General features: G+C 47.9%; 11 protein-coding genes. 8 read left to right on the forward strand and 3 right to left on the reverse strand.

Annotated elements, in window-relative coordinates; translation table 11 throughout:
• From EQP46_RS20710 to map, 3 genes are all read right to left on the reverse strand, one after another.
• Positions 1-378, reverse strand: a complete 378-nt coding sequence (locus EQP46_RS20710; RefSeq protein ID WP_129495444.1) for a DUF3461 family protein — start codon at positions 376-378, stop codon at positions 1-3.
• Between the two features lie 151 nt (positions 379-529).
• Positions 530-3,151: a bifunctional uridylyltransferase/uridylyl-removing protein GlnD gene (glnD, locus tag EQP46_RS20715; protein WP_129495445.1), complete on the reverse strand. Its 2,622-nt coding sequence runs from the start codon at positions 3,149-3,151 to the stop codon at positions 530-532.
• 144 nt (positions 3,152-3,295) lie between these two features.
• On the reverse strand, positions 3,296-4,093 hold the full coding sequence (map, locus tag EQP46_RS20720; RefSeq protein ID WP_129495446.1) for a type I methionyl aminopeptidase: 798 nt from the start codon (positions 4,091-4,093) through the stop codon (positions 3,296-3,298).
• Between the two features lie 317 nt (positions 4,094-4,410).
• Here map and rpsB point away from each other — a divergent pair, with 317 nt between their 5' ends.
• From rpsB to rseP, 8 genes are all read left to right on the forward strand, one after another.
• Complete coding sequence (gene rpsB / locus EQP46_RS20725) at positions 4,411-5,139, forward strand: 30S ribosomal protein S2 (protein WP_017009877.1); 729 nt, start codon at positions 4,411-4,413, stop codon at positions 5,137-5,139.
• A 128-nt stretch (positions 5,140-5,267) separates the two neighbouring features.
• Positions 5,268-6,110: a translation elongation factor Ts gene (gene tsf, locus EQP46_RS20730; protein ID WP_129495447.1), complete on the forward strand. Its 843-nt coding sequence runs from the start codon at positions 5,268-5,270 to the stop codon at positions 6,108-6,110.
• 89 nt (positions 6,111-6,199) lie between these two features.
• Positions 6,200-6,928: a UMP kinase gene (gene pyrH / locus EQP46_RS20735; RefSeq protein ID WP_129495448.1), complete on the forward strand. Its 729-nt coding sequence runs from the start codon at positions 6,200-6,202 to the stop codon at positions 6,926-6,928.
• Between the two features lie 56 nt (positions 6,929-6,984).
• Positions 6,985-7,542, forward strand: coding sequence for a ribosome recycling factor (gene frr, locus EQP46_RS20740; RefSeq protein ID WP_129495449.1), 558 nt, complete (start codon positions 6,985-6,987; stop codon positions 7,540-7,542).
• A 75-nt stretch (positions 7,543-7,617) separates the two neighbouring features.
• Positions 7,618-8,388, forward strand: a complete 771-nt coding sequence (locus EQP46_RS20745; protein ID WP_129495450.1) for an isoprenyl transferase — start codon at positions 7,618-7,620, stop codon at positions 8,386-8,388.
• A gap of 12 nt (positions 8,389-8,400) precedes the next feature.
• The gene (locus EQP46_RS20750) at positions 8,401-9,249 is read left to right on the forward strand and encodes a phosphatidate cytidylyltransferase (protein ID WP_129495451.1); all 849 of its coding nucleotides are present in this window, start codon (positions 8,401-8,403) and stop codon (positions 9,247-9,249) included.
• Between the two features lie 70 nt (positions 9,250-9,319).
• The gene (gene ispC / locus EQP46_RS20755) at positions 9,320-10,516 is read left to right on the forward strand and encodes a 1-deoxy-D-xylulose-5-phosphate reductoisomerase (protein ID WP_129495452.1); all 1,197 of its coding nucleotides are present in this window, start codon (positions 9,320-9,322) and stop codon (positions 10,514-10,516) included.
• Positions 10,513-11,868 (forward strand): sigma E protease regulator RseP, encoded by a 1,356-nt coding sequence (gene rseP, locus EQP46_RS20760; RefSeq protein ID WP_129495453.1) that lies wholly within the window; start codon positions 10,513-10,515, stop codon positions 11,866-11,868. Before ispC ends, rseP begins: the two co-directional genes overlap by 4 nt.
• Positions 11,869-11,889 lie beyond the last annotated feature (21 nt).

Raw genomic sequence — 11,889 nt, forward strand, 5'->3', positions numbered from 1 at the left:
TTATAGCTTTTCGAGATCGGCTTCGATCTCGGCGATCTTGCTGGCGACCACTTTTTCTAAGTGGCGGAGATCGTGAAGAATCTTCTTCTTGGTATCCTGTTCGCCTTGCTCTTTTCTCACGATCTTATCGAGCTCATCGACCACCAAAGACAGACTACGGTTGATCTCAGTCACTTCGCGGAAAAGGCCACTGCCACTGTCTACGACGACATTCTTACGTTGGCGTGGGTATTTAAACTTCACACTCTTCGCGAATAGCTCGCCCTTAGACTTATGAAAATAAATTTTCAGTGTGTCGGAGTTTGCTTCTTGGCGCAGGGTGTAACGTTCGATGTTTTCAGGATTTTCGATGCCGATGTTCACAAGATTCTGATACATAACTACCTCTATACGAGCACACTGAATGAATTGTGAAAATAGATTGCTTCACTGTAGCAGTTGCGTGCATCGACCCCCAATAGCCGAAATGATCAAAGACTGAGACTTGTGGTCAAGATCGCCTCACGCCGTTCGTTGGGGATCTTTCCCGTTAAGATGCATCATTTATTGCATCGAACAGCGCTTCTTTCAGTGATGTCTGTTGTTCTTCTGAAAGGCTTTGGCGCTCGTTATCCGTCACGATGAAAAAGTCTTCTGCACGTTCACCAATGGTAGTGATTTTCGCCGCTTGCAATGACACTTTTTCTCTCGCCAATATCGCGCCCACGCGAGCCAGCAACCCTGGTGTATCTAAGGCTACAAGCTCAATAAGTGTTCGTCGACCTGTGCGGGTAGGGATGAAATTGACCTGAGTTTTTACGTTAAACGCCATCAATTTACGTGATGCACGGCGGCAAGGTAGCGTGATGGCACCCTCTTGCATCAGTGCATGGGTCACCCCTTCTTTAATTTTGGTGTGACGGTCTGATGAGATGGCTTCGTTGTTTGCATCCAGCACCATAAAGGTATCCAGTGCGAAGCCATCTTTACTGGTCATGATCTGTGCATCATGCACGCTGAGGTTTTTCTTATCGAGCGAAGCAACAACGCGTGCGAAAAGACTTGGCCTGTCTTGGCTATAAACAAAAAGCTCTGTACCGCCACGGGTGGCATTTTTGCTGACGAGCACGAGTGGTTCATCACTGTCGTGTGCGAGGATATTTTCGCTATGCCAGGCAATTTGCTTGTGTGTATGACGTAAGAAATAATCGGCCTTGAATCGCTGCCACAACAGCTCTATTTCTCTTGGCGGGTGGCCATTCATTCTCAACAGCGCGGAAGCGAGTTGCTGGTTGTGCCTGATGCGCTCTCGGATATCAGGCGGGTTCTCAAGGCCTCGACGCAGCGCTTTCTGCGTGGAGTAATACAATTCAGCCAGTAGGGTGCGCTTCCAACTGTTCCAAAGTTCAGGGTTGGTGGCATTGATATCGGCAACGGTCAGACAAATGAGGTAATCGAGTCGTTCCTCATCACGGACGGATTTCGCGAACTCAGTAATTACATCAGGATCATAGATATCGCGGCGCTGTGCCGTGACGGACATCAGCAAGTGATTTTTAACTAACCAACTGACTAGGTTGGCTTCTGGACGTGAAAATCCGTGCTCAATACAGAAAGTATGTGCTTCTTCTGCCCCTATTTCTGAGTGGTCACCGCCACGGCCTTTTCCTATGTCGTGGAAAATGGCTGCGAGTAACAGCAATTCGGGTTTTGCTAAACGCGGGTAGATATCACAGCAAATCGGGTGTTTTTCGCGATTTTCATCATTGTTGTAGCCGTTGATGTGCTTGAGCAGACGAATGGTATGTTCATCGACGGTGTACGCGTGGAATAGGTCAAACTGCATTTGCCCTACAATTTGGCTCCATTGCGGCAAATACGCGGATAACACGCCGTGCTTGTGCATCAATAAAAACGCTTTATGCAGGGCATTTGGGTGGCGAGTGAGCGCGATAAATTTCTCTTTTGCTTCAGGAATGTCGCAAAGAAATCGGTTTAAACGGCGTCTGGCTGTGCGCAGCTGACGCAGTGTCGGCGCAGAGATGGATTCGATCGACTTGTCATTCGCGATATGCAGAAACATATCAATGATGGTATCGGGACGCGCTTGGAATAGGGCGGGTTTTCTCGCTTCAATTTGACGTCCACGACGCTGGAAGTCATCGCTAAGCACTTCAATTTTCTTATGATCTGGCTCGTCCTCAATGGCTTGTGCAAACAAGCGGATCAACATTTTGTTCAGTTCCGACACGCGGCCTAATGTGCGATAGAAATCCTTCATCATCAGTTCAATGCCACGGTTGCCTTCCCCTTTGTATTCGAGGGTCTCGGCCACGGATGGTTGGTGAGAGAAGGTGAGGCGGTTGTCGTAGCGTCGCAATTCGAGGTGAAGGGCGAAACGAATGCGCCACAGCATGGTTTGGCATTCATCCAGTTCACGGAATTCGGCGTCTGTCAGGAAACCGTATTTGCTCATTTCACGCAGGCTTGTCGCGCCAAAGTGACGTCGAGCAATCCAACTTAGTGTATGAATATCGCGAAGACCACCTGGGCTGGATTTGATATCCGGCTCGAGGTTGTAAGCGGTGTCATGGTACCGCGCGTGACGATCCCGCTGTTCTTGTACTTTGGCTTGGAAGAATTTGTCGCTCGGCCAGAATTGTTCAGAATGAATGCGGTTTTTTAATTGATGGAAAATACGTTCGCTGCCGCAGAGCAATCTTGCTTCTTGCAAGTTGGTCGCGACGGTAAGGTCATCTAACCCGACATCCAAGCACTCAGAAAGGGTTCTGACGCTATGACCGACCTCGAGCTTTAAATCCCAAAGCAAGGTAACAAATTCACTCAGACGCGCTTCATACTGCTTTTCAATGCCGCTCTCGCTGAGGATCAGAAGGTCGATGTCTGACAATGGGTGAAGTTCGCTGCGGCCATAACCACCCACCGCAATCAATGCGAGGTTGGGGTTGTGGTTAAACGCGTAATGTTGCCAGAGCCGTTGAAGAAGTGCGTCGATGAACTCTGCACGCTGGTAAACCAAGTCGTTCACAGGTGCATGAGCAAGAAATGCCGCTTTTTGAGCGTCACCAAACAAGGTTAATTGGTGTTTTAGCTCGGGCACATTGAGTTGTTCTTCTGTTAGATCTTGAGGCTGGAGCAGAACGTCGTTCATTGTCTTCCTTGATATTTCTTTTGAGTAAAACCCAAATCAATCAGCGCAAAAAAGATTGCCTACTCACCCTATGTTTTTTATTGCGTTCTGTCGGTGAGGTAGAAACAAAAAAGCCGGCACTAAGGCCGACTTCACTGTAGATGATTAAGCGTTGTTCAGAATACGTGGAAGCGATTCATCACTGCGCAGGGTGAGAATTTCACACCCATTATCGGTAACCAAAATGGTGTGTTCCCACTGCGCTGATTTTTTACCATCAACGGTGTAAACCGTCCAACCGTCGTCTTCGTCCAATACGGTGCCGAATTTGCCTGCATTGATCATCGGCTCGATGGTGAAACACATGCCTTTTTGGATCAGGGTGCGGTCACTGTTCTTGTAGTGAACAACTTGCGGTTCTTCATGGAACTGCGCGCCGATACCGTGGCCGCAGTAGTCTTTCACGATAGAGTAACGCTTAGGGCGGTTCTTGATGAATTTTTGAATTTCAGTGCCTAAATCGCCAATGCGCGCACCTGGCTTAACCTTTTTCAGTGCTTGATAAAGGCTTTCCTGCGCAACGTGGCACAAGGCTTTATCTTCAGCAGAAACGTCACCGATCAAGAACATCTTAGAGGTGTCGCCGTGGTAGCCATCTTTTATAACGGTGATATCAATATTGAGAATGTCACCATCTTTTAGCACATCGCTTTGATTAGGAATGCCGTGGCAAACAATGTGGTTGATAGAGGTACAAATCGATTTTGGGAACCCGTGATAATTGAGCGGTGCCGGAATCGCGTTTTGCGTCTCAGTGATGAACGTGTGGCAAATGTCGTCCAACTCTTGGGTGGTGACACCCACTTTGACGTGCTCTTCGATCATCTCTAGTACTTGTGCCGCAAGGCGACCTGCCTCGCGCATTTTTTCGATTTCTTCAGCCGATTTAATAGTCGCGCTCATTGCTATCTCTCAGTTGGTTCCCTTATTTGGTAAGGGATGAATTGATTGCTATGGGCACATATTATCAATCGCATCGCCATGTGGGAACCTCAAGCCGACAAGCAATGACTTTTTTATGCTGGATTTACGGTCGCTTTTTATGGTATAAAGCGCGCCGAAATACGCCTTCTTAGTAAATCTGCAAAACAGGTTCTAAGCAGGGGTGTTTCATTATTGATTAATATAACTCACACACATATCGACACATGCTCCGGGGTGCCCGTTTAGGGTCGGATGTATGGGATATGTGGAGGCCTAACCCCCTAGAGGAATTTAAAATGGCTACTGTTTCAATGCGCGACATGCTTAAAGCTGGTGTTCACTTCGGTCACCAAACTCGTTACTGGAACCCTAAGATGAAGCCATTCATCTTTGGTGCACGTAACAAGGTTCATATCATTAACCTAGAAAAAACTGTACCAATGTTCAACGAAGTACTTGGCGAACTGACTAAAGTTGGTGAGCGTAAAGGTAAAGTACTTTTCGTTGGTACTAAGCGTGCCGCGAGCGATTCTGTAAAAGCAGCTGCAGAAAGCTGTGACCAGTTCTACGTGAACAACCGCTGGTTGGGCGGTATGTTGACTAACTGGAAAACAGTTCGCATGTCAATCAAGCGTCTTAAAGAGCTAGAAGTTCAAGCAACTGACGGTACTTTCGAGAAGCTGACTAAGAAAGAAGCCCTAATGCGTACTCGCGAAATGGAGAAACTAGAAAAATCTCTTGGCGGTATCAAAAACATGGGTGGTCTTCCTGACGCACTATTCGTTATCGATGCAGATCACGAGCACATCGCGATTAAAGAAGCGAACAACCTGGGTATCCCAGTATACGCAGTAGTTGATACCAACTCTGATCCAGATGGCGTTGATTTCGTTATCCCAGGTAACGACGACGCAATCCGCGCTGTTCAACTGTACCTGAACGCTGCAGCACAGTCTTACAAAGAAGGCCGTAGCCAGGACATCGTAGCTCAAGCTGAAGACGAGCTAGTTGAAGTCGCTGAGTAATATTTGCTCTTTGTGAGCATTCTTAGCAATCACGCTGTCATGAACGGCGCTGTAAGCTAAGTAGGTTAGCAGGGGCCCATTTATGGCCCCTGATTTTTACCCAAAAGTTTCGAATCGAGGAATGAACAATGGCTGTTACCGCTGCCCTGGTAAAAGAACTGCGCGACCGCACTGGCGCAGGCATGATGGAATGTAAGAAAGCGCTTGTTGAAACTAACGGCGACATCGAACTAGCAATCGAAAACATGCGCAAGAGTGGCGCTGCGAAAGCTGCTAAGAAAGCAGGCAACATCGCTGCTGAAGGCGCGATCATCATCAAAGATGCTGATGGTGTAGCTGCTCTAGTAGAAGTTAACTGCCAAACTGACTTCGTAGCAAAAGATGGTAACTTCACTGCATTTGCAAACGAAGTTGCTGACGCTGCTCTAGCGTCTAAAGCGACTGTTGAAGAACTGCAAGCGCAATTCGAAGAAGCACGTATCGCTCTAGTTACTAAGATCGGTGAGAACATCTCAATCCGTCGCGTTCAGTACGTAGAAGGCGCTTCAATTGCTTCTTACCGTCACGGTGAGCGCATTGGTGTTGTTGTTGCTGGTGAAGGCGACGCAGAAGTTCTTAAGCACGTTGCAATGCACGTTGCAGCTTCTAAGCCAGAATACGTTAACCCAGAAGACGTACCTGCTGACGTAGTAGCAAAAGAACAACAAATCCAAGTTGAAATCGCGATGAACGAAGGCAAGCCTCAAGACATCGCTGAGAAAATGGTTATCGGTCGTATGAAGAAATTCACCGGTGAAGTTTCTCTGACTGGCCAACCTTTCATCATGGAGCCTAAGAAAACTGTAGGCGAAATCCTGAAAGAAAAAGGCGCTACTGTTTCTAACTTCGTTCGCCTAGAAGTAGGTGAAGGTATCGAGAAAGCTCAAGAAATGAGCTTCGCAGAAGAAGTTGCTGCAGCTCAGAAAGGTTAATCCCTTTTTTGAGAACCCAAAAGACCGCAGAATCCTGCGGTCTTTTTACAATCCCATCCGTATAAGTTAAGTGCCTAAAGGTCGTGAGCATGACTACAAACCCAAAACCAGCTTATCAACGAATTTTGCTTAAATTGAGCGGCGAAGCGCTGCAAGGAAAAGAAGGGTTCGGTATCGACCCAGCAATTCTTGACCGTATGGCTCAAGAAATTAAAGAACTTGTTGAACTTGGTGTACAAGTTGGCTTGGTTATCGGCGGTGGTAACCTATTCCGTGGCGCAGGTCTTGCCGAAGCGGGTATGAACAGGGTTGTGGGCGACCACATGGGTATGCTGGCTACCGTGATGAACGGCCTGGCGATGCGCGATGCGCTACACCGTGCCTATGTGAACGCGCGGGTTATGTCTGCAATTCCTCTTAATGGTGTGTGTGACAGCTACAACTGGGCAGAAGCAATCAGTCAGCTTCGTAATGGCCGTGTAGTGATTTTCTCTGCGGGTACAGGTAACCCATTCTTCACCACTGACTCAGCTGCATGTTTGCGCGGTATTGAAATCGAGTCAGACATCGTGATTAAAGCCACTAAAGTTGATGGTGTGTTCACTGACGACCCAGCGAAGAACCCTGACGCGGTGCTCTACAGCCACCTGACTTACCAAGACGTGCTAGAAAAAGAATTGAAAGTGATGGACTTAGCTGCATTCACTTTGGCACGTGATCACAAGATGCCTATGCGTGTATTTAACATGAATAAGCCGGGCGCGTTGCGCCGAGTTGTGATGGGTGAGCAAGAAGGCACACTAATTAATAACGGTTAATCAAAATTAGTGGCATAATCCGCTAATTAGAAAAAAGAATCTTCAAGGATACTCTCGTGATCAATGAAATTAACGCAGATGCGAAAGAACGCATGCAGAAAAGCGTTGAAGCGCTGAAGAATAATCTGTCTAAAATCCGTACTGGCCGTGCGCATCCTGCACTGCTTGATGGTCTAACTGTCGAATATTACGGTGCGCCAACGCCACTTAAGCAATTGGCATCTATTGTTGCTGAAGACTCTCGTACACTTGCGATCACTGTATTCGATCGTTCAGTGACACAAGCTGTTGAAAAAGCAATCATGAGCTCTAGCTTGGGTCTCAACCCAATGTCTGCGGGTACGGTTATCCGTGTTCCATTGCCTCCGCTAACAGAAGAGCGTCGTCGTGACCTCGTTAAAATTGTTCGCGCTGAAGCTGAGCAAGGCCGTGTTGCTGTGCGTAACATCCGTCGTGATGCAAACGGTGACCTGAAAGGTCTTCTGAAAGAAAAAGAAATTTCTGAAGATGATGACCGTCGTGGTCAAGACGACATCCAAAAGCTGACTGACGCGGCAGTAAAAGAGATTGACGCGATTCTTGAAGCGAAAGAAAAAGAGTTGATGGAAGTCTAATTCCGGCTACACTCTGATTCCGTTGCCGAAGCGCTGTGCTAGCAGTACAGCGCTTTTTATTTGCGAAGGATAATCATGAGCTCCCTATCATCCAATCTAGAGATGGATTCAAGCCTGCTCCCTAAACACATTGCCGTTATCATGGATGGCAATGGCCGTTGGGCTAAAGCGCGTGGCAAAGCCCGAATGTTTGGGCATAAAGCCGGCGTTGATGCCGTCAGAAAAACCGTCTCAACTGCTAATCGTCTCGGGATTAAAGTACTCACGCTTTTTGCTTTTAGCAGTGAAAATTGGCGTCGCCCTGAAGACGAAGTTAGCTTGCTGATGGAGTTGTTTGTCACTGTTTTAGGACGCGAGGCAAAGCGCCTACACAAGAATGGTGTCAAATTAAGAGTAATCGGCGATACCTCCCGATTTAGCAAGTCACTTCAAGATAAGATTGCATCGGCAGAAGCGCTGACGGCGAATAATCCAGGTCTAGTACTAAACATTGCTGCTAACTACGGCGGTCAGTGGGATATCCTGCAGGCAGTGCAAAAGCTAGCAAGTCAGGTTGCAGATGGCGGTATTCCAGCCGACCAATTGACCGAAGCGGATATTTCTGTGCATTTGACGACAGCACAGCTTCCTGATGTAGACTTGATGATTCGCACCAGTGGCGAATGCCGCATAAGTAATTTTATGCTGTGGCAGGCTGCCTATGCTGAACTGTATTTCACCGAGCAATTTTGGCCAGATTTTGACGAAGTCAGCCTTACCGATGCCATCGCTTGGTACATTAACCGTGAACGCCGATTCGGCTGCACGGGCGAGCAAATTCAGGCGATGTTAAAAGTAGAAAAATAAAGAGGGTTTCGTTTGCTGAAACAACGTGTTTTAACGGCCGCTGTGCTAGCCCCTATGGTTATTGCAGGCATTTTTTTATTGCCGTTTCATATTTTTGTTATTGCTGTTGCTGGCGTAACACTGCTAGGTCATTGGGAGTGGACAAAGTTTGTTGATGTGTCTTCTCGTCCTCGCGGTTTCATTGTGCCAGCGTTACTTCTCATCGGGTCTCTCTTTACTTTTCCTGTCAACGAAACAGGTTTAGAACTCTCCGGCTTGCACGGTGGTGTTATTGCATTGAGTGGTGCTATTTGGTGGCTATTGGCGACCGTAATGGTGCTGAAATACCCTAAAGGTACAAACTGGTGGTCTAACAGCGCTGTTTTGCAGCAATTGTTTGGCGTATTAACACTGATCCCGTTCCTTTGGAGCGTATTGCTGCTTCGTGCTAATGGCTACGACACACAACCTTATCTAGGTGCGAAGCTCGTGCTGATGGTGTGTTTGTTGGTGTGGGCTGCTGATACGGGCGCGTATTTTGCGGGCAAACGTTTTGGAAAGCGCAAAATGGCACCGTCAGTCAGTCCGAATAAAACCATTGAAGGTTTAATTGGCGGCTTGGTGGCATCTGTGTTGGTGACCACGGGCGTTGCACATCTTTTCTCTATCCCATTTTCTTCCATCTACACGCTGGGTGCGATCGCGCTCGTAACCTCGTTTGCATCGGTGCTCGGTGATTTGGCCGAGAGCATGTTTAAACGCGTGGCCGGCGTGAAAGACAGTGGTCGTATCTTACCGGGGCATGGTGGGATCCTTGATCGTATTGACAGCCTAACCGCTGCTTTTCCTGTTTTTACCGTTTTATATTTTTGGTTGGCATAAAGACATCACCGGCGACAGGCCGGTGATTTGTCCTTTGTACAACACTATGTAATGAATAATTGAGTGCTCTATGCGTAAGTTAACGATTCTTGGTGCGACTGGCTCGATTGGTAGCAGCACACTGGCGGTGGTTGAGAAGAATCCTCACGCGTTTGAGGTGTTTGCGCTAGCTGCAAATGCAAATGTCGAAAAAATGATCGCGCTGTGTGTGAAGTGGGAACCCCGCTTTGCTGCAATGGCCGATGCAACTGCTGCAAAGAACCTGCAAGATGCGTTGCGAAAAGAAGGTATCAAGACAGATGTTCTGAGCGGTGTTGATGGCCTCTCTGCACTCGCATCCCACTCTGATGTTGACACGGTTATGGCGGCAGTTGTTGGGGCGGCAGGCTTGATCCCTACGATGGCAGCAGTGCAGGCGGGTAAGCGCGTATTGCTCGCGAATAAAGAAGCATTGGTGATGTCTGGACAGCTCTTTATTGATGCTGTTCATCGCTATGGGGCGGAATTACTGCCGGTAGATAGTGAACACAATGCGATTTTCCAATGCCTACCAATGTCTATCCAATCCCAGCTTGGTGTGTGTGATCTCGCCGCTGAAGGCGTGAGTAAGATTTTGCTCACAGGTTCGGGCGGTCCATTCCGTTATACGGACATTGATGCGTTAGCATCGGTAACGCCAGCCCAAGCCATCGCGCACCCTAACTGGTCTATGGGGCCTAAAATCTCAGTGGATTCAGCCACTATGATGAACAAGGGCCTTGAGTATATTGAAGCGCGTTGGTTGTTTAATGCCCAGCGCGAACAATTAGATGTGATCATCCATCCTCAATCTGTTATTCACTCGATGGTGCAATATCGCGATGGCTCTGTCATGGCGCAAATGGGTCGTCCTGACATGAACACGCCTATTGCGTATTCAATGGCTTACCCTGAACGTATTGATGCGGGGGTGAAACCGCTGGATTTTACCGAGGTGGCCGAGTTTAGCTTTTTGAAGCCTGATTTTGCTCGCTACCCGTGCTTGAAACTGGCGATTGACGCTTGTTATGTCGGACAGTCAGCAACAACAACGTTAAACGCGGCCAACGAAATTGCCGTTGAAGCCTTTTTGAATGGCGTTATAGGCTTTACACAGATTGCTGAAATTAACGATGCTGTGTTACAAAATGCCGTATTTAGCGAGCCAACGTGCATTGAAGGCTTGCTCGACATCGACGCAAAAGCGCGCGCGATGGCAATGGATTGCGTGAATAAGGTGAAACGATGAGTGCGATTTTGTGGAATCTGTGTTTTTTCTTGATTGCACTGGGCATGTTGGTTGCTGTACATGAGTTCGGTCATTTTTGGGTTGCCCGTCGATGTGGTGTCAAAGTTGAGCGTTTCTCTATTGGGTTTGGTAAAGCCATCTGGCAACGTGTAGGCAAAGACGGCACCGAATACACACTGGCTATGATCCCGCTGGGTGGCTACGTCAAGATGCTTGATGAGCGTGTTGATGATGTGCCCGAAGCAATGAAGCCGCACGCTTTTAACAACCGTCCACTTTGGCAGCGCAGCGCTATTGTCGCCGCTGGCCCTATCGCAAATTTCCTGTTTGCTATCTTCGCATACTGGCTTGTTATGCTCATTGGCGTACAGGCCGTAAAGCCCGTTATTGGTGACGTAGCTCCGCAATCTATTGCTGCGCAGGCGGGAATTGAGCCTGGAATGGAACTAACCCAGGTATCAGGTATCAAAACGCGTGATTGGGAATCCGTAAATTTGCAGTTCATTTCCCACATCGGCGATGAGTCGATGACTTTGACGGCACAGCCTCAGAGTAATGCGGGATATGAAGTGACGAAGACACTCGATTTGTCATCTTGGTCCTTTAATCCAGAGAAAGAGTCAGCATTACGCACTCTGGGTATTACACCGTATTCCCCGGAAGTGACGAATGTCATTTCACAAGTGGTCGAAGGAAGTGCGGCAGAGCGTGTAGGCTTACTCGCGGACGATGAATTGTTGACGATCGATGGTCAGCCGATCACTGATTGGATGGAGGTTGTAACCCTCATCCGTAATCACCCGAATATGCCTGTTCCTCTTACTCTACTTCGTGACGGTCAGGAAAAAACAATTGAACTGATTCCTGATGCGAGAGAGCAAGGCGATAAGCAAATCGGTTATGCGGGCTTTGCACCAAAAACGGAACCGTGGCCTGAGTCGTATCAAATTACAATTCAATACGGTCCCTTAGAGGCAATACCCCAAGCCATGGACAAAACATGGCAGATAGTGGTGTTGACCGCGAACATGATCAAGAAATTATTCACTGGCGATGTCGCCGTGGAAAATTTGAGTGGGCCTATCTCAATCGCGAAAGGTGCAGGGATGACCGCAGACTTTGGTCTGGTATACTTTCTCGGTTTTCTCGCACTGATCAGTGTGAATTTAGGCATCATTAACTTATTACCGTTACCGGTTTTAGATGGAGGGCATTTATTGTTCTTCGGTATTGAAGCCGTAACACGCCGCCCAGTCTCTGAGCGTATTCAAGATATGGGATACAGGGTTGGCTCCGCCATTATTGTGGTATTGATGGCCGTGGCGTTATTTAACGATTTTGCCCGACTGTAGGATTCAGCGTTTAGCAAGGAA

The sequence above is a fragment of the Enterovibrio baiacu genome (genome assembly GCF_004120195.1).
Taxonomy (GTDB): Bacteria; Pseudomonadota; Gammaproteobacteria; order Enterobacterales; family Vibrionaceae; genus Enterovibrio; species Enterovibrio baiacui.